Genomic DNA, 17,435 nt, shown 5'->3' with positions numbered 1-17,435 from the left:
GTTCACGCCAGCTCGATGCGGTTCCGTCCGCCTTCCTTGGCCCGGTATAGGGCGTCGTCGGCGGCTTTCAGCGCCGATCGGGCGTCGTCATAACCAAAGACATCGGCCACCCCGCCGGAAAAGGTAATGCGCCCAAAGGGCTCGTCGGTCTTGCGGTTGATCAGTTTGCGGTTTGCCAGTCCTTCGCGGGCACTGTCGAGCTTTGATGCGGCTTCGCTGGGTGCCAGCCCCCGGAACAGCATGACGAACTCTTCGCCGCCATGGCGCGCGACATGGCAATGGTCGTTGGAAATCTTGGCCAGCGTGTCCGCGATCAGCTTGATGACGCGGTCCCCGGCTTCATGGCCATGGACGTCGTTGACCCGCTTAAACTCGTCGATGTCGCAAAAGGCAACGCTCAGCGGTTCGCATGCGGAGCGGGCTTCGGCGTAATGCTGGTCGAGCAGGGTTTCGAACGCGCGGCGGTTGGGCAGGCCGGTCAGATGGTCGATCTCGGCGTCGCGCTTGGCGCGCGCCAGACTGCGGCGCAGCGCCTTTGCCTCTTCCTCGCTCTTGCGCATTTCCGCTTCGGCCTTGCGCGTGCGCTCGAGCATCGCGCGGGCAAGGCCGGCGAGGTTGGACACGATCCGCCCGGTTTCCTGAATTTCCTCAAGATCGGAAACATGCTGTTCGAGTTCGGTGCCATAGTCGGTGGTGACGCGGCGCGCGGCCTTGGTGTGCGTCTGAAAGGAATCGAGATTGGTTTCGAGGCGGGTCATCAACTGTTCAAGGTCGGCCTGGTTCGGTCCGGCGACCTCTTCAGAGGATACCTCGTCCAGCCATTGCTGGGTAATGGGCTCGCCCGCGTGCAGGCGGGCGGCGATACGCCGCGCGAGCCGGGGGCTGGCGCCTGAAAAGGCGGCGTGGGCGACCGTCAGGTTGGACGCCGAAATATCAAGATCATGGTCGAGCAGGAAAGCGGTGATGGTCTCCGCCAATTCCTTGCGCGCTTCGTGCGACAGGCGGCGGGGACTCCGCCCGCTGGGTGGCGCGTGCGCTTCATTAGGGGCGTCGCTTCGCGAGCCGCGAAACCCCAGCCAATCCAGAAGCCGCCCTACCGGCTCATGTGTTGATGTCGCTTTTGTGGTCATGCGACAGTTAACGGGCGCAATCTTCACATTTTAAGGGCGGTGGCGACAGTTTCATCGATTATGGATGGAACCTTGGCACAAGCGCTATGATCCGCTGCGTGCAACCGCTGCCGCGATCAGGGTTCGACGGCCAGCGCGCCCGGCCGACGCGGATCGGCGGCGCCCAGAAACAGCCCCTTTTCGATCATGATCGACTGGGCGCTGCCCATTGTTTCGTCGCTGGTGATCGGGTGGCCCATCGCTTTCAGGGCCGCGACCGTATCGGGGTTGAAATTGGGCTCGACGCGCAGTGCGTCGGTCGCACCCTGATAGATGCGCGGCTGGTGCGTGGCTTCGGCGACATTCATTCCGTGATCGATCATGTTGACGACCAGTTGGACGACCGAAGTGATGATGGTGCTGCCGCCGGGGGTTCCCGTGATCAGCCAGGGCTTGCCGTCCTTCATCACGATGGTCGGCATCTGGGTGGACAGCATGCGCTTGCCAGGGGCGAGCGCATTGAGCGGCGGCGGCGTGCCGTCGCGGCGGGCTTCCCAGGCTTGTTCGTGACTGAAATTGTTCATCTGGTTGTTGAACAATACCCCGGTGCCTGCGGCGACCACGCCCGATCCGAAATCGGAACCCAGCGTATAGGTGACCGAGACTGCGTTGCCCGAGGCGTCCGAGATCGAAAAATGGGTGGTCGATGGGCTTTCATATTTCAGCGGGTCGCCAAAGGGCATGGCGTCCATCGGCTTGGCGCGCGCCGGGTCGATCAGCTTGGCGCGCTCGGCGGCATATTCTTTCGAGATAAAGCCTTTGACCGGCGCGGTAACGAAGGCGGGGTCGCCGAGGGCGCGGTAACGGTCGACATAGCCCAGCTTCATCGCTTCCGCCATGATGTGCAGCGAAGCGGCGCTATTGGCGCCCATCGCCTTGATGTCGAAATGTTCGAGCTGATTGAGGATGTTGAGCATCGTTGCACCGCCCGCGCTGGCCGGCGGGCTGGTGTAGATGGCGTGGCCGCGATAGCTGCCGACCAGCGGTGCCCGTTCGACAGCGCGATAGGCGGCAAGGTCGGTGGTGGTGATCAGGCCCCCGTGCGCTCGCATGTCGGCGGCGATGCGGGCGGCGACCGGCCCCTTGTAAAAACCGTCGGCACGATGCTTTGCGACCTGTTCCAGCGTCCAGGCGAGGTCGGGCTGCTTCAACAGCTCGTCCTTGGCATAGAGGCCGCCGTCGGCCTTGTAGAATGTCGCCTTGCCCGATGCGCTTTTCGACAGCCGATCCTTGCCCCAACTGAAGACAAAAGCTTCGTCGGCGGTCAGGCGGACGCCGCCGCGTGCCAGGGTGATGGCGGGGGCGACCAGATCGGCCCACGGCATTTTGCCCCATTTGCGGTGTGCATGATCAAATCCCGCAACGGTCCCGGGGACCGCGGCGGAAAGATAGCCATAGTTGGCGACGTCGCGTTCCTTGCCCTTTTCGTCGACGAACATCGCGGGGGTGGCGGCGCCGGGTGCGACGCTTCGGAAATCGATCACCCGCACTTGACCGCTTGCGGCGTCATAAAGCGTCATGAAGCCGTCGCCGCCGATATTGCCCGCGCGGGGAAGGGTGACGGCAAGCGCGAAGCCGACGGCTATCGCCGCATCGACTGCATTGCCGCCCTCGCGCAGGATGCGAGCCCCGACTTCGCTGGCGATCGCATTCTGGCTGACGACCATGCCGCGCGTTCCGACCGTCGGTGAATGAACCGACGGATATTCCAGCAGGTGGCGGCTCTGCGCGGCCAGCGGGGCGGGAAGGGTCAGCGCCAACGCCAGGGCGGATGCGATCAGGCGGCGAACGGTCATGGGCATTCTTTCACGGGGGTGTCGGGGCGTCATGCTTTCACCGCGCTGCCGCGATGACAAGGATGGCGTCAGGGGCGAACGGCGATGGCTTCGATCTCTACCAGTGCGCCGGGTGCGAGAAGGGCCGATACCACGGTCGATCGGGCCGGATAGGGGGCGCCGAATATCCGGCAATAGGCGGCGTTGAACGCCGCGCCGAACGACGGATCGGTCAGCCAGGCCGTGACCTTGACCACATCATTTGGCTTGCAGCCCTCTGCTTCCAGCACTCTGACCAGATTGGCGAGCGCCTGTTCGGCCTGGGCCTCGATTCCACCGGGAACGATGGCGCCGTCGCCGCCGCGTGCCAGCTGGCCAGAGGTGAAGACCAGCGAACCGGCGGTGCGGGCGGCGGAAAGGGGCGGAGCGGACATGGCAATTCCTCGAAGGCTGGATAAGGGCGCGCGACGATATGGCGCGCGCGTGGCCGCGCCAAAGTCAAATCGCTTGCCGTGTCATAGGCTGGGGTTATGGGCGGGGCGCGACGGGTCAGGCGGCTCCGACGAAGCCCAGCCCGGCCGCCAACTGGATCGACTGGGCGCGCCCCGTCGCACCAAGCTTGGCGGCCGCGTTGCGCAAATGGAATCGCACCGTCGATACCGACAGCGACAGGATGATGCCGATTTCGCCGTCGGTTTTCCCCGCCGCCGCCCAGCGCAGACACTGGACTTCGCGCCGGGTCAGACGCTGCGGCACTGTCGCGTTGCGTGGGCGCCCCCGGGCTTCATTGTGGGTCGCAACCAGTCGCATGGCCAGGCAATGCAATCCTTCGGCGTGCTCCGCGAACGATGCCTCGACGCCCACCGCTTCGCGTGAGCACCACACGACCGCGCCGATCAGACCGCGGGGCAAGTGGACGGGGGCGATGATCGCTTCGCCCAGATGCGGACTTTCCTTGGCTTGCGTGCAGTCCACCGCGTCGAGCAGCGCGGTGGGACGCCAGCTTCGCAAGCGGCCATCGGCATAGAAAAACGGCTCCGCGACCAGCCGGGCGGCGGTCAGAAAGGCGATGTGCAGCGCAAGTTTCCGGTCCCGCCAATATTGGTGCGACGGGTCGATCCACTGAAAGGTCGATGCGGCATAGGGGCGTCCTTCGGCGTCGGCCATCGGCTCCGGGTCGCCCAGGTCCGCCTGTGCAGCGATATAGGGCATGCCGAGAGCCTGTCCGGCCGTCTGCACCGCGTCGATCAGTTCGGGCATTTGTGCCCAGCACAGCGCCTTATAATCCTCGTTCACGCCTGTCCCTCACACCATCCTGTCACAGATGCCAGCTTGCGGCGGCAACCGCAATTGCCTCCTCTGTCACCGTCCGGTTTTCCGCGATGCCTGCAAAAGGACGGGTGCGTGTGACGCCGATCGAGGGAGGATGGATGATGAAGGCAATTCGATATTTGCTGCTCGCCGGAACGGCTGCCGGCTTGACGCTTTCGGTCCCGGCGATGGGTGCGGAAACAGTCGCTGCTGCTGCTGCTGATGCGGAATCGACCGACGGCGCGCCGGCCGACATCATCGTCACGGCACAGCGACGCGCGGAATCGCTCAACGACGTCGGCATGGCGGTGCAGGCGGTCGATGCCGAAACGCTTCAGAATCTGCGTGTCACCGACGTTCGCGATCTGACCGCGGTGGCACCCAGCTTCACCGTGTCGCAAAGCTATCAGGGCGTTCCGACCTATACGCTGCGTGGGATCGGCTTCAACACGATCAACCTGTCTTCGACCTCTACCGTCGGCACTTATGTCGACGAGGTCGCCTATGCCTATCCGATCATGAACACCGGGCCCGTCATGGATCTCGAGCGGGTCGAGGTGCTGAAAGGGCCGCAGGGTACGCTTTATGGTCGCAACACGACGGCGGGGTTGATCAATTTCATCACGGCCAAACCCACCGACCGCTTCGAAGGCAGCATAAAGGCCGATCTCGGCAATTATCAGACCTATAATTTCGCGGGACATCTTTCGGGCCCGTTGGGCGAGGGGATCGCCGCGCGCATCGCCTTTCGCAGCGAGAACAGCGACAAGGGGTGGCAGGTCAGCAACACGCGCGGCGAACGCCTGGGCCAGGTGGACAAGCTTGGCATTCGCGGATCGCTGGCGGTCGACCCGGCGCCGGGGACTCATTTCGATCTGTCGGTGACATGGTGGCGGAACCGCTCGGATACGGTGGCAGGGCAGGGGATCGGATTTACGCCCGCAACCGATCCGGTGACGGGTACCAGCAGTTCTCGCTTCTTTAACGCGCCCGGCCTTGCAGCTTATATCGCTGGCAACGTTCCGACCCGCGCAAGCCAGGCCGATTGGGCACCGCTTGCCGTCCGTTCGGCCGATGTCGGCACCGGTCTGGGGCTCGACGGGCCATTGGCGGAAGACAATCGTTTCTGGGGTCTGAAGCTGCGATGGGATCAGGATATCGGCGATGCGATGAAATTCGTCTCGCTCACCAGCTATAATGATTTCAAGCGCGACGCGCTGTCGGACTGGAGCGGCGCGCCATTCGAAATTCTGCTTCAAAACACCGTGGGACGGATCAAGAGCTTTGCGCAGGAGGTCCACCTCGAGGGCGAAGCGGGCCGTGTTACATGGCTGGTCGGTGCTTATTATGCAAAGGACCGGATCATTGATTCAAATCGCACGCTGCTCGGCCAGAATGCCAATGTCGGCCTGATCCGGGCGGCGGGGGCGCCGCTGCTCGGAACGCCGTTCAATTCTGGCGGCTATACGCTGGCCCAGCTTGCCCAGGCCTTTCGGACCTACGAGGATTTCGGGCGCATCCGTACGCGGACCTGGAGCCTTTTCGGCAATGCCGATGCCGAACTCACCGATCAACTGAAACTCACCCTGGGCCTGCGCTACACAGAGGACCGGCAACGGTACAATGGCTGTTCGCGCGATTTCAACGGCAACATGCTGCCCAACGTCAACGTCGTGAACCGGGCGCTCTACTTTCAGACCTATGGCGTCCTCGCGCCCGAAATCTCGCAGGGGCAATGCAATACGTTCGATCCGGAAACCGGCAACTTCGGAGAGGTGCGCTCCTTGCTCGACGAGAATAATCTGGCGTGGCGCGCCGCGCTCGACTGGTCGCCCAACGATGACACGCTGATCTATGCCTCGGTATCGCGCGGCTATAAATCTGGGACGACCCCGATCAACGCGGCCAATCTTGCGCGGCAGAATGCGCCGGTGACGCAGGAAAAGCTGACGGCATATGAAGTCGGCGTAAAGGCGACATTGGCGGACCGCAGGGTGCAGGCCAATCTGTCGGCCTTCTATTATGATTATGCGGACAAGCAGATCAGCACCTATTTCGCCGACCCTATCTACACGGCGCTGTCGCGGCTCGACAATGTTCCCGATTCAAAGGCCTATGGCATAGAGGGCGAATTGACGCTGCGTCCCGTAACCGGCGTGACCATTGCGGCCAACGGTCTGTGGCTGAAAACCCGTATCGACGATTATGACGGCACCAATGCCGCGGGACAGCCGCAGAATTTCGACGGGGCACCCTTTATCTACAGTCCGCGGTTCCAGGGCAGCATCCTGCTGTCCTATGACACGCCGGTTTCGGACACGCTTGATCTGACCGGGGCAATCAGCGCCCGCTATCAAGGCAAATCGAACACGATTTTCGAGGACCTGCCGCTGTACAAGGTGGACAGCTATGCCGTGGTCAATGCCAGTGTCGGATTGCGCGACGAAAGCGGCTGGTCGGTGTCGTTGTGGGCAAAGAATCTGTTCGACAAATATTATTGGTCGGCGGTCGCCAGCAACGCCAATGTCGTCGTCCGTTTCGCCAACCAGCCTCGGACCTATGGCCTGACTGTCGGCTATGATTTCTAAGGCGGATTGCGAAGGGCGCGCGCGACATGCGGGACGCTGAACCGGCCGCGGCGATCGACTTTTCCCGTCCGGCGGGAGAGGACGCCTTGCTGGCGCCCGACAGCGTTCAATGGCGGGTGTATAAAAATCCGATCGCACTCGGGATCGGCGGCATAGCGGCGGTGCTGCTGGAGTTCGCCGATCCGCGCATCCGGTCGGGGGTATGGGATCATTCGACGTACAAGGTCGATCCCATCGGCCGGTCGCGTCGAACCGGCACGGTGGCCCTGCTTGCCTGCTACGGTCCGGCAAGCCAGGCCCGCGCGGCGATAGCCCAGGTCAACCGGATGCATGCCAAGGTGCGGGGGGGCACCCCGGCGGGCGATAAATATCGTGCGCTCGATCCCGTGTTGCTCGACTGGGTCGCGGCGACGGCCTCCTATGGCTTTCTGATGGCCTATGACCGCTTCGTGCATCGGCTCGGCGATGCCGACAAGGATCGCTTTCTGCGCGACGCCGATGCGATCGGCCGCGAATTCGGCGCGCGGCGGACGCCGCCCTCGGTCGATCGTTTCATGGCGATGCTGGCGACGATGGAAGCCGGCTTCGAACCGCACCCGATCATCTTCGAATTTCTGGAGATCATCGAATCGGGCCGCGCCGCACCGGGGATTCCGCGGCGCCTGCACCGCGCCGTCGCGCGCGCCGCGGTGTCGTTGCTCCCGCCGCAGGTCCGGGCGCGGCTGGAGTTGGGGCGGCGATATGATCTGACCCGGATCGACCGGTTGCTGCTCGGCCTTGCGGGGCGGCTCGCCGATCGCCGGGCCGACCGGGAATCCGCGCCTTGTCAGGCGTGCGTGCGCTTGGGGCTGCCCTATGATTTTCTTTATCGGTCGACGGCGGAACAAGGCGCCTTGCTGCGGCAAAGAGGGGAAGGGCGCGCACCGGCTGCCGCCGCCTGATCGACAGGGCTTTTCGTCGCCGCCTATTCCCAATGCGCCAATCGTCGGGTAATCGGACGGGGTGACTGACTGCGCATCCTGTATTGTCCGCAATCGCGCCATTTGTGCGAGCCTTAATCCCGACGAGCTGATTCTGCTCGGCAAGATGGGGCGGCGCCAGCGCGTCAAGGCGGGGCATACCCTGTTGTGGGAAGGCGATGATGCCCCCGTCGTCGCCAATGTTCTCGAAGGCGTGCTGAAACTGGTTGTTGCGGCTGCCGACGGGCGCGAACAGATTGTGGGCGTCGTCTTCCCCTCGGACTTCATCGGTCGGCCTTTCGGGAAGGAAAGCCCGTACAGCGTGACGGCGATGACCGACGCCGAAGTCTGCATCTTCAACCGCAACAGCTTTGACGAATTCGCGGGGCAGCACCCCGATCTGCAACAGAAGCTGCTGCGCCGTACGCTCGACGAGCTTGATCGGGCGCGGCATTGGATGATGTTGCTGGGGCGCAAGTCGGCAACCGAAAAGGTCGCATCCTTCCTGCTTGAAATGTCGGAGCGCCTGTCGGGGCTGGGGTGCCATTCCGACCGTCAGGGAGCGTTCGAGCTGCCGTTCGGGCGCCAGCAGATCGCTGACATATTGGGGCTGACGATCGAAACGACCAGCCGCCAGCTGACCAAGATGCGCGCCGACGGGGTTCTCGACCTGCCGTCCCGCCGCGAAATCGTGATCAATGACCGCACGGCGATGGAGGCATTGGCCGGCTAGGGCTTGTGGCTGAGGGCCGATCGACACCCGCCTTGGGGGACGACCGGCCCTGATCTGCTACCGGCGCAAGGTTCCGGTGGTCAGAAACGGAAACCGATGCCGGCGCTGATGACCCACGGGTCCAGCTTGTGCTTGGTGCGCAGCACTTCGGTATTGCCCGCGAACCAGCGTGCCGTCGGCCGCAGGAAATAGCGCTTGGCATCGAAAGTGACCGACAGGCCCTTGTCGTTGACCGGGACGTCGATCCCCGCCTGCAATGCAAAGCCGAACTTGTCGTTCATCTTCTGCTTCGTTGCGCCCAGCGTTGCCGCGGTTGCACCGGGTTTCTCGTCGATGAAGATGAAATAGCTGGGTCCCGCGCCGACATAGGGCTGGACGCCGCCATCCTGTCCGAAATGATATTTGACGGTCAGGGTCGCGGGAACGATCTTGGCGTCGGAAACCAGGCCAGCGCCAGCCAGCGGCCCCCGCCCGACGACATCGTGCTGGGTTACGCCCGCAATGGTTTCAATCGACACATTATCGGCAACGAAATATTCGACCGCAATCGTCGGAATGACGTTATCGTCAGCCTTGGTCTGGGTGCCGGCGGGGAGGCCGATCGCATCGAGCTCGACGTCCTTGATCTTGCCGTCCGGCGCGACGAGCGTCGCGAGCAGCTTGACGTTGACGTCGCCGCTCTTGGCGGCCGCCTGCCCGGGCACAGCCATTGCGGCAGCCAGGACGGCAAGGGAGAGATGGTTGCGATTCATTGCTTTGCTCCTCAGTTGATGGCATTTTTTTATGGGGGCGGACAAATCGCCGCATTGACGCGGCGCAATATTTAAGTTGATCCAAATCAATGTTCTGGGCCGCGCGTGCGGCCATGGCATTTCTATCCAGGCAGCTTGGCGGCTGCGACGAACGGGGATTCGCGAATATGGACAGTCTGGTTTTCAAGGCGGGGGGGTGGTTGGCCTTGACCCTGCTAGCGCTGGTGATGGCGGCACTTGCCGTTGATGCGCCGTTTGCGGTGCATATGGGCATTGTCGCCGTGGCCTGCCTTGTCGCGTTGTGGGCGACCGTTTCGCGCGCCGATTTCGACGGCATCGCCCGCGGTATATTGAAGATGCCGGCGGACGAGGGGGTCTATGACGACGATCCGGTCCGCTGGGGCGTGATCGCGACCCTGTTCTGGGGTCTCGCGGGCATGGCCGCCGGTCTTTATATCGCGCTTCAGTTGGCGTTCCCCGCGCTCAATCTGAATTTCGAATATACGACTTTCGGAAGGCTGCGGCCGCTGCACACCTCGGCGGTCATCTTCGCCTTTGGCGGTAACGCGCTCATCGCGACCAGCTATTATGTCGTGCAGCGCACCTGCCGCGCCCGGCTGGCCTTCCCGAACCTCGCGCGCTTCGTCTTCTGGGGTTATCAGCTGTTCATCGTGCTTGCCGCGACGGGTTATCTGCTCGGCGTCACGCAGAGCAAGGAATATGCCGAACCCGAATGGTATGTCGACCTGTGGCTGACCATCGTGTGGGTCGCCTATCTGGCCGTTTTCGTCGGCACGATCGTCAAGCGCCGCGAACCGCATATCTATGTCGCGAACTGGTTCTATCTCAGCTTCATCATCACCATTGCGATGCTGCACGTCGTCAACAACCTGACGCTGCCCGCCAGCATCTTTGGGTCGAAAAGCTACATCGTCTTTGCCGGCGTACAGGATGCGCTGACCCAGTGGTGGTATGGCCATAATGCGGTCGGCTTCTTCCTGACCGCGGGCTTCCTCGCGATGATGTATTATTTCGTTCCGAAACAGGCCGAACGGCCGGTGTACAGCTATCGCCTGTCGATCATTCACTTCTGGTCGCTGATCTTCCTCTATATCTGGGCGGGTCCGCACCACCTTCACTATACCGCGCTGCCCGACTGGGCGCAGACGCTGGGCATGGTCTTTTCGGTCATGCTGTGGATGCCGAGCTGGGGCGGCATGATCAACGGCCTGATGACGCTGAACGGCGCCTGGGACAAGATCCGCACCGATCCTATCATCCGCATGATGGTCATGGCGCTCGCCTTCTATGGCATGAGCACCTTCGAAGGCCCGATGATGTCGATCAAATGGGTCAACTCGATGTCGCACTATACCGACTGGACCATTGGCCATGTTCACTCGGGTGCGCTCGGCTGGAACGGCATGATCACCTTCGCCTGCGTCTATTACCTCGTGCCGCGCTTGTGGGGTCGCCAGCGTCTCTACAGCCTGCGCATGGTCAACTGGCACTTCTGGCTCGCGACGGTCGGCATCGTTTTCTACGCCGCGTCGATGTGGGTCGCTGGCATCATGCAGGGTCTGATGTGGCGCGAATATGGGGCGGACGGCTACCTCGTCTACAGCTTTGCTGAAAGCGTCGCGGCCATGCATCCCATGTATCTGATCCGCGCGGCGGGCGGGGCGATGTACCTCGCTGGCTTCCTGATCATGATCTACAATGTGTGGGCCACGCTCGCCGGCAAGGTCCGCGAGGAAAAGCCCATGACCGAAACGCCCTACAACGCCGCAGCGGACCGCCCGCTCGCGCCCGTTCCCGCCGAATAAGGAGCCCGAAACATGGCCACTGAACCTGCTGAAAAGGGCTTCAGCCACAAGAAGATCGAGCGCAACGTGACCTTGCTCGGCCTGCTGTCGCTGGTCGTCGTCACCATCGGCGGCATCGTCGAAATCGCGCCGCTCTTCTGGATCGACAACACGGTCGAAAAGGTGAAGGGGATGCGCCCCTACACCCCGCTCGAACTCGCGGGTCGCAACATCTATATCCGCGAGGGCTGCTATACCTGCCACAGCCAGATGATCCGCCCGTTCCGGGACGAGGTCGAACGCTACGGCCATTACAGCCTGGCGGCGGAAAGCATGTACGACCATCCGTTCCAATGGGGCTCGAAGCGGACCGGGCCCGACCTGGCGCGTGTCGGTGGGCGCTATTCGGATGAATGGCACAAGGCGCATCTGATCGATCCGCGCAGCGTGGTCCCCGAATCGATCATGCCGCCCTATGCCTTTCTGGCGGAACGCGAGCTCAAGGCCGGGGATATGAGCGCCGACCTGACCGCGCTTTCGCGGATCGGCGTTCCCTATACCAAGGCGGATATCGCCGCCGCCAACGACGACCTCAAGGCACAGGCTGATCCCGATGCTGGTGCGGGCGACATCGTAAAGCGCTATCCCAAGGCGCAGGTTCGCGACTTCGACGGCGATCCTTCGCGGATCACCGAAATGGACGCGCTGATCGCCTATCTCCAGATGCTCGGCACGCTCGTCGACGTTGAAAAGGCGGCGCCCCAGGAACAGGGACGCGCGCCGGTTGCGGGCGCGCCCCAGGGGAAGGCGCCATGAACTATAACGACCTTCGCCACTTTGCGGACAGCTGGGGGCTGCTGTTCATGACCCTGCTGTTCCTGTGTCTGGTCGCCTGGCCGTTTCGCAAGGGCGCGCGCCGCCGGAACGAAGAAGCCGCGAACATGATCTTCAAGGACGACGAACATGGCTGACAACAAACGCATCGACGAAGCGACCGGCACCAGCACGGTCGGCCATGAATGGGACGGTATCGAGGAACTGGATACCCCCATGCCGCGCTGGTGGCTGTGGACCTTCTACGCCACCATCGTCTGGGCTTTGGGCTATGTGATCCTCTATCCGGCCTGGCCGATGATCAACAGCGCGACCGAGGGCGTGCTCGGTTGGTCAAGCCGCGGGGAACTGGAAAAGGAACTGCAGGCCGATGCCGCGCGCCGCGCGCCGATCGTTAACGCCATTGCGGCGACGCCGATTGCCGAACTGCCCGCAAAGCCCGAACTGATGCAGGCGGCGGTGCAGGGCGGCAGCGCCGCGTTCAAGGTGCATTGCGTCCAGTGCCACGGTGCGGGCGGGGCAGGGGTTTCCAAACTCTATCCCAGCCTGACCGACGATGATTGGCTGTGGGGCGGTGATCTCGACAGCATCGAATATACGATCGTCCACGGCATTCGGAATCCCGACCATGGCGAAACGCGCACCAGCCTGATGCCGGCCTTTGGCCGCGACGGCATCCTCGATGCGCGCGGTGTCGCCGATGTGGTCAGCCACATTCGCGTCATCAGCGGTCAAGAAAAGCCGAGCGCGTCGGCAACCCGCGGTGCGGCGCTTTACGAAGCAAATTGTGCCGTTTGTCACGGCGCGGCAGGTGAAGGCGGCCGCGCGTTCGGCGCGCCGAAACTGACCGATGCGATCTGGCTTTACGGCGGCGACCGCGCCAGCCTGACGGCCACGGTCCACAATCCGCGCAACGGCGTGATGCCGCGTTGGGGCGCGCGCCTCGATCCCGTCACGATCAAGATGCTGACCGCCTATGTCTATTCGCTGGGCGGGGGTGAGAAGGCGCCGGTCGCGGCGGCTACGCCGACGGTGGAAGGACAGGGAGCCGATGGCCAGCCCTGACAATCTGGCCGGGCCGCTCGCCTCGCTCTATGAAGCGCGGAAGGGCGTCTATCCAAAAAAGGTGGACGGACCCTTCCGCCGTTTCAAATGGCTGGTCATGGCGGTTACGCTGGCGATCTATTATGGAACGCCGTGGATACGCTGGGATCGCGGTCCCTATGCGCCCGATCAGGCGGTGCTCGTCGATCTTGCGAACCGCCGCTTCTACATGTTCCAGATCGAAATCTGGCCGCATGAATTTTACTATGTCGCGGGCCTGCTCATCATGGCGGGGATCGGGCTGTTCCTCGTCACCAGCGCGGTTGGCCGCGCCTGGTGCGGCTATGCCTGTCCGCAAACGGTGTGGACCGATCTGTTCCAGCACGTCGACCGGTTGGTCGATGGCGACCGCAATGCGCAGATTCGTCTTGCCAACGGCCCCTGGACGTTCGAGAAAATATCAAAACGGACAATCAAATATCTGATCTACCTAACGATTGCCTTCTGGACCGGCGGCGCGTGGATCATGTACTTTGCCGACGCACCGACCCTGACCGTGCAATTCTGGTCGGGGCAGGCGGCACCCGTGGCCTATGGCACGGTGGCGGTTCTCACCGCCACGACCTTCATTCTGGGCGGCTTCATGCGCGAACAGGTGTGCATCTATATGTGCCCCTGGCCGCGCATCCAGACCGCGATGATGGACGAAAAATCGCTGCTGGTGACATATAAGGACTGGCGCGGTGAACCGCGCGGCAGCGTCAAAAAGGCCCAGGCGCACCCAGGTGCCTTTGGCGATTGCATCGACTGCAACCAGTGCGTCGCCGTTTGCCCGACCGGGATCGATATTCGCGAAGGCCCGCAGATCGGCTGTATCACCTGCGCCTTGTGCATCGACGCCTGCGATGGCGTCATGAAACAGGTCGGGCGTCCGCGCGGTCTGATCGACTATTGCACGCTCGACGATGCCGCGGTCGAAAAGACCGGCGGCCAGGGCAAGCCGGTGATCAAGACGCTTCTGCGTCCACGGACCCTGATCTATTTCGGCGTGTGGGGCGCGATCGGCCTCGCCATGCTTTTCTCGCTGGGACAGCGGACCCGGCTCGACCTTGCGGTTCAGCATGAACGCAGCCCGCTTTATGTCCAGCTATCGGACGGCCATATTCGTAACAATTACACGCTGAAATTGCGGAATATGGAGACACGGCCGCGCAAGGTCGAAATCGGGGTCAGCGGACTCGACGGCGCGCAGCTTTGGACCGAGGCGGGATCGCGCGAAACCGCGACGCAGCGCCTGACCCTCGACCTCACCCCCGACAGCGTGACGCGCGTGAAGCTGTTTGTCGCGGCCCCTGGCCAGGGGCCCGCGCGACAGGATTTCACGATCGAGACGCGCGGGCTCGACGGCGACCCCCGCGGGGATGCCGACACCATTCAGTTCGACCGGCCGGGAACAGGACAATGACCGACAAACCTCAGCAAAAGCGTTTTACCGGCTGGCATATGACGGCCATTCTCGTGGCCTTTTTCGGCGTGGTCATCGTCGTCAATTTTGCCATGGCCCGCTTTGCCATGTCGACCTTCGGCGGCAAGGTGGTCGAAAACAGCTATGTCGCCAGCCAGCATTATAACGAATGGCTCGACCGTGCCGCCGCGCAGGAACAACTCGGCTGGAAGGAAGAGGCCGCACTGGACGCTGATCGCCATATCCGGCTCGCGGTGCGCAAGGACGGCCGACCGCTGACCAGCCTGATGGTGACGGCGACGCTCAGCCACCCGCTAGGCCGCGCCGAACCGGTCGCCGTGCGTTTCGTTACCGCGTCCGATGGGACGCTGCGCTCGGTCGATGCTGTCCCTGCTGGCCGCTGGCGGCTCGACTTCATCGTTCGTCACGCCGCCGACGAAGCCCGTTACCGGATCGATCTCAAATGACAACGGCGGCCGCCACGGCGCTGATCGAGCGCGACTTTGCGGTGCCCGACATCCGCTGTGCCGGCTGTATCGCAAAGCTGGAACAGGGGTTGGTGCGCGACAGCCGCATTGCGTCGGCGCGGGTCAATTTTACCGAAAAGCGCGTTCACCTATCCTGTGCAGCCGATGCGAAGATGCCGGACCTGATCGGCGCTTTTTCGCTGCTGGGGTTCGAGGCGCATCCGATCGGCGACGGCCCTGCCGATGTCGATGCCCAGGCCGCGACCAGCCGCGAACTCGTGCGCGCGGTTGCCGTATCGGGCTTTGCGATGATGAACATCATGCTGCTGTCGGTGTCGGTCTGGTCCGGGGCCGCGGGCGCGACGCGCGACCTGTTCCACTGGCTGTCGGCGCTGATCGCCATACCGACCGTCGCCTATGCCGGGCGTCCCTTTTTCCGGTCGGCGTGGCGCGCGCTCAGCCATCGCCAGACCAATATGGACGTGCCGATCGCGATCGGCGTGCTGCTGACGACCGCGCTCAGCCTGTATGAAACCGCGACCAGCGGCCCGCACGCCTATTTCGACAGCGTCGTGATGCTGCTCTTTTTCCTGCTGTGCGGCCGTTGGCTCGACAGCGTGATGCGCGACCGGGCGCGCGGCGGCGTGACGGCGCTGCTGCGCAACATGGGCACCGGCGCGATGGTCCTCGACGATCGCGGTGCCACCCGCTGGGTCGATGCGACCGAATTGCAACCGGGGATGGTGATGCTGGTCGCGGCTGGTGAGCGGCTCGCCGCCGACGGGCTGATCGTCGGCGGTGCCAGCCAGATCGACCTTTCGCTTCTGACCGGTGAAAGCGCGCCGGTCGCGGCTGACATCGATGATCGCGTTCACGCCGGGACGCTTAACCTCGATGCGCCGATCCGGGTCAAGGTGACGGCGGCGGGGACCGACACGGCCATCGCCGACATCGCACGGCTGATGGGAGAGGCGGCGCAGGGCAAGTCGCGCTATGTCCGCATCGCCGATCGCGCCGCGCGCCTTTATGCCCCGGCGGTGCATCTGCTTGCGCTTCTGTCCTTCATCGGCTGGATGGCGGTCGGCGCGGGCTGGCACCACAGTCTGCTGATCGCGGTCGCGGTGCTCATCATCACCTGTCCTTGTGCTCTGGGCCTGGCGGTTCCGGCGGCGCAGATCGTCGCGGCGGGCGCGTTGATGCGCGTCGGCGTGCTGATCAAGGACGGGTCGGCGCTCGAACGGCTTGCGGAGGTCGACCGGGCGCTGATTGACAAGACCGGGACGCTGACGCTCGGTCGTCCCGACGCCATCGATCTCGACCGCGTCGACGAAATGCAAAGGCCGCTCCTGCTCGCGCTCGCGCAGGCCAGCCGCCATCCGCTGAGCGAAGCGCTGACCCGCGAGCTTGCCGCGCGCGGCGTCATGCCCGATGCGGTCGACAATATCCGCGAAACCCCGGGCTTCGGGGTCGAGGCCATATGGCGGGGGCATCAGGTCTCGCTCGGCCGGCCGCAGGTGCCGCTTTTTGGCAGCACGCTCGCGACCGAACTGGCTATCGACGGCGTTCCGGCCGCGACGATCCATTTCGCCGACCGGTTGCGCCCCGATGCCGGCGCTGCAATCGACGCGCTGCGCAAGGCGGGAATCGAGCCGACCATCCTGTCGGGCGACCGTGCCGAAGCGGTCGCACCGATCGCGCGCGAACTCGGCATGACCGCGCAAACGGGGATGAGCCCGCAGGACAAATTGTCGGCCATCGCGCGGCAGTCGGCGGCAGGGCACAAGGTGCTGATGATCGGCGACGGGCTGAACGATGGTCCGGCGCTCGCCGCGGGCCATGCCTCGATCGCGCCGGGGTCGGCGAGCGACGCGGGAAAAAATGCCGCCGACTGCATCTTCCTCGGCGATCGGATGATGCCGGTGGTGCAGGCGATCGACATGGCGCGCCGTACGCAGGCGATCGTCCGCCAGAATTTCATTCTGGCCATCGGCTATAATGTCTTTGCCGTGCCGCTCGCGATATTGGGCCATGTCACGCCGCTGGTTGCCGCGGTGGCCATGTCGGGCTCGTCGCTGATCGTCGTGGGCAATGCCCTGCGTTTGAAAGCGGCGATCCGGTGAACGGACTGATTTTCCTGATCCCCGTCGCGCTGGGGCTGGGGCTGCTCGGTCTCGCGGCATTTTTCTGGTCGGTGCGAAAGGGGCAGTTCGACGATCTCGACGGCGCTGCGCTGCGCATCTTTGTCGAGGAAGAAGAGGAGAAGGAGTCATGATGCTGGCCGGCTCCGCTTCCCTTGTCGCCGCATTCGGCCTTGCTCTCGCACCGCTGGGCGGCGGCGCGCGGGTGGTCATCATACCCGGCTGCAACACGCCCGCGCATCTTCTCGTCATCCCGTCCGATCCCGCGGCGCCCGGCGACGGCGATCATTGTGCCAAGCCTTGTCACGCCATCAATGATCGCCGGGGAAAGTCGGGCGGCGACCGAAAAGGCTGCTGCTGAAAGGCGGCCCAAATCGTTGATCCCGGTCAATGTT

Annotated in this window: 17 protein-coding genes; 12 read left to right on the top strand and 5 right to left on the bottom strand. The window is 63.6% G+C overall.

What is annotated here, in order from left to right:
• Window positions 1-2 precede the first annotated feature (2 nt).
• The 4 genes from U0S50_RS13865 to U0S50_RS13850 all read right to left on the bottom strand — a co-directional run bounded on the left by U0S50_RS13865 (window position 3) and on the right by U0S50_RS13850 (window position 4,240).
• Window positions 3-977 carry a sensor domain-containing diguanylate cyclase gene (locus U0S50_RS13865; protein ID WP_322309357.1) on the bottom strand — a complete coding sequence of 325 codons (975 nt, stop codon included), beginning with the start codon at window positions 975-977 and terminating at the stop codon, window positions 3-5.
• A 269-nt stretch (window positions 978-1,246) separates the two neighbouring features.
• A complete protein-coding gene (gene ggt, locus U0S50_RS13860; protein ID WP_322309356.1) occupies window positions 1,247-2,965 on the bottom strand; it encodes a gamma-glutamyltransferase in 1,719 nt (572 codons plus the stop codon).
• A 68-nt stretch (window positions 2,966-3,033) separates the two neighbouring features.
• Window positions 3,034-3,378, bottom strand: coding sequence for a RidA family protein (locus U0S50_RS13855; RefSeq protein ID WP_322309355.1), 345 nt, complete (start codon window positions 3,376-3,378; stop codon window positions 3,034-3,036).
• Between the two features lie 115 nt (window positions 3,379-3,493).
• Entirely contained in the window at window positions 3,494-4,240 is a 747-nt protein-coding gene (locus U0S50_RS13850) for a helix-turn-helix transcriptional regulator (RefSeq protein WP_322309354.1), read from the bottom strand.
• A 134-nt stretch (window positions 4,241-4,374) separates the two neighbouring features.
• On the opposite strand from U0S50_RS13850, the gene U0S50_RS13845 reads away from it, so the two are divergent.
• From U0S50_RS13845 to U0S50_RS13835, 3 genes are all read left to right on the top strand, one after another.
• Window positions 4,375-6,843: a TonB-dependent receptor gene (locus U0S50_RS13845; protein ID WP_322309353.1), complete on the top strand. Its 2,469-nt coding sequence runs from the start codon at window positions 4,375-4,377 to the stop codon at window positions 6,841-6,843.
• A gap of 26 nt (window positions 6,844-6,869) precedes the next feature.
• Window positions 6,870-7,784, top strand: a complete 915-nt coding sequence (locus U0S50_RS13840) for an oxygenase MpaB family protein (RefSeq protein WP_322309352.1) — start codon at window positions 6,870-6,872, stop codon at window positions 7,782-7,784.
• 61 nt (window positions 7,785-7,845) lie between these two features.
• Window positions 7,846-8,535, top strand: a complete 690-nt coding sequence (locus tag U0S50_RS13835) for a Crp/Fnr family transcriptional regulator (RefSeq protein WP_322309351.1) — start codon at window positions 7,846-7,848, stop codon at window positions 8,533-8,535.
• Window positions 8,536-8,615: 80 nt separating this feature from the next.
• On the opposite strand, the gene U0S50_RS13830 is transcribed toward U0S50_RS13835, so the two are convergent.
• Complete coding sequence (locus tag U0S50_RS13830; protein WP_322309350.1) at window positions 8,616-9,287, bottom strand: OmpW/AlkL family protein; 672 nt, start codon at window positions 9,285-9,287, stop codon at window positions 8,616-8,618.
• A gap of 167 nt (window positions 9,288-9,454) precedes the next feature.
• Between U0S50_RS13830 and ccoN the strand changes: the two genes are divergently transcribed.
• Genes ccoN through U0S50_RS13785 form a run of 9 tightly spaced genes read left to right on the top strand, consistent with a single transcriptional unit; the run spans window position 9,455 to window position 17,401 of the window.
• Window positions 9,455-11,113 (top strand): cytochrome-c oxidase, cbb3-type subunit I, encoded by a 1,659-nt coding sequence (gene ccoN / locus U0S50_RS13825; RefSeq protein ID WP_322309349.1) that lies wholly within the window; start codon window positions 9,455-9,457, stop codon window positions 11,111-11,113.
• A gap of 12 nt (window positions 11,114-11,125) precedes the next feature.
• Entirely contained in the window at window positions 11,126-11,908 is a 783-nt protein-coding gene (gene ccoO / locus U0S50_RS13820; RefSeq protein ID WP_322309348.1) for a cytochrome-c oxidase, cbb3-type subunit II, read from the top strand.
• A complete protein-coding gene (locus U0S50_RS13815) occupies window positions 11,905-12,063 on the top strand; it encodes a cbb3-type cytochrome c oxidase subunit 3 (protein WP_322309347.1) in 159 nt (52 codons plus the stop codon). The genes ccoO and U0S50_RS13815 overlap by 4 nt, the downstream gene beginning before the upstream one ends.
• Window positions 12,056-12,991: a cytochrome-c oxidase, cbb3-type subunit III gene (gene ccoP, locus U0S50_RS13810; RefSeq protein ID WP_322309346.1), complete on the top strand. Its 936-nt coding sequence runs from the start codon at window positions 12,056-12,058 to the stop codon at window positions 12,989-12,991. The genes U0S50_RS13815 and ccoP overlap by 8 nt, the downstream gene beginning before the upstream one ends.
• Window positions 12,978-14,435 (top strand): cytochrome c oxidase accessory protein CcoG, encoded by a 1,458-nt coding sequence (gene ccoG / locus U0S50_RS13805; protein WP_322309345.1) that lies wholly within the window; start codon window positions 12,978-12,980, stop codon window positions 14,433-14,435. The genes ccoP and ccoG overlap by 14 nt, the downstream gene beginning before the upstream one ends.
• Window positions 14,432-14,902 carry a FixH family protein gene (locus U0S50_RS13800; RefSeq protein ID WP_322309344.1) on the top strand — a complete coding sequence of 157 codons (471 nt, stop codon included), beginning with the start codon at window positions 14,432-14,434 and terminating at the stop codon, window positions 14,900-14,902. Before ccoG ends, U0S50_RS13800 begins: the two co-directional genes overlap by 4 nt.
• Complete coding sequence (locus tag U0S50_RS13795; protein ID WP_322309343.1) at window positions 14,899-17,022, top strand: copper-translocating P-type ATPase; 2,124 nt, start codon at window positions 14,899-14,901, stop codon at window positions 17,020-17,022. Before U0S50_RS13800 ends, U0S50_RS13795 begins: the two co-directional genes overlap by 4 nt.
• Window positions 17,019-17,174, top strand: coding sequence for a cbb3-type cytochrome oxidase assembly protein CcoS (gene ccoS, locus U0S50_RS13790; protein ID WP_322309342.1), 156 nt, complete (start codon window positions 17,019-17,021; stop codon window positions 17,172-17,174). Before U0S50_RS13795 ends, ccoS begins: the two co-directional genes overlap by 4 nt.
• The gene (locus tag U0S50_RS13785; RefSeq protein ID WP_322309341.1) at window positions 17,171-17,401 is read left to right on the top strand and encodes a hypothetical protein; all 231 of its coding nucleotides are present in this window, start codon (window positions 17,171-17,173) and stop codon (window positions 17,399-17,401) included. Before ccoS ends, U0S50_RS13785 begins: the two co-directional genes overlap by 4 nt.
• The last annotated feature ends 34 nt before the right edge of the window (window positions 17,402-17,435 follow it).

Origin of the sequence: Sphingopyxis sp. (assembly GCF_034380315.1) — a bacterium.
In the GTDB taxonomy this organism is placed as follows: Bacteria; Pseudomonadota; Alphaproteobacteria; order Sphingomonadales; family Sphingomonadaceae; genus Sphingopyxis.
This window is presented reverse-complemented; position numbering and strand designations above follow the sequence as displayed.

Excerpts from the sequence above, each read along its gene's own strand:
- ggt (WP_322309356.1), bottom strand. The coding sequence starts at position 2,965 with ATGACCGTTCGCCGCCTGATCGCATCCGCCCTGGCGTTGGCGCTGACC.
- U0S50_RS13855 (WP_322309355.1), bottom strand. The coding sequence starts at position 3,378 with ATGTCCGCTCCGCCCCTTTCCGCCGCCCGCACCGCCGGTTCGCTGGTC.
- U0S50_RS13845 (WP_322309353.1), top strand. The coding sequence starts at position 4,375 with ATGATGAAGGCAATTCGATATTTGCTGCTCGCCGGAACGGCTGCCGGC.
- U0S50_RS13840 (WP_322309352.1), top strand. The coding sequence starts at position 6,870 with ATGCGGGACGCTGAACCGGCCGCGGCGATCGACTTTTCCCGTCCGGCG.
- U0S50_RS13830 (WP_322309350.1), bottom strand. The coding sequence starts at position 9,287 with ATGAATCGCAACCATCTCTCCCTTGCCGTCCTGGCTGCCGCAATGGCT.
- ccoN (WP_322309349.1), top strand. The coding sequence starts at position 9,455 with ATGGACAGTCTGGTTTTCAAGGCGGGGGGGTGGTTGGCCTTGACCCTG.
- ccoO (WP_322309348.1), top strand. The coding sequence starts at position 11,126 with ATGGCCACTGAACCTGCTGAAAAGGGCTTCAGCCACAAGAAGATCGAG.
- U0S50_RS13815 (WP_322309347.1), top strand. The coding sequence starts at position 11,905 with ATGAACTATAACGACCTTCGCCACTTTGCGGACAGCTGGGGGCTGCTG.
- ccoP (WP_322309346.1), top strand. The coding sequence starts at position 12,056 with ATGGCTGACAACAAACGCATCGACGAAGCGACCGGCACCAGCACGGTC.
- ccoG (WP_322309345.1), top strand. The coding sequence starts at position 12,978 with ATGGCCAGCCCTGACAATCTGGCCGGGCCGCTCGCCTCGCTCTATGAA.
- U0S50_RS13800 (WP_322309344.1), top strand. The coding sequence starts at position 14,432 with ATGACCGACAAACCTCAGCAAAAGCGTTTTACCGGCTGGCATATGACG.
- U0S50_RS13795 (WP_322309343.1), top strand. The coding sequence starts at position 14,899 with ATGACAACGGCGGCCGCCACGGCGCTGATCGAGCGCGACTTTGCGGTG.
- U0S50_RS13785 (WP_322309341.1), top strand. The coding sequence starts at position 17,171 with ATGATGCTGGCCGGCTCCGCTTCCCTTGTCGCCGCATTCGGCCTTGCT.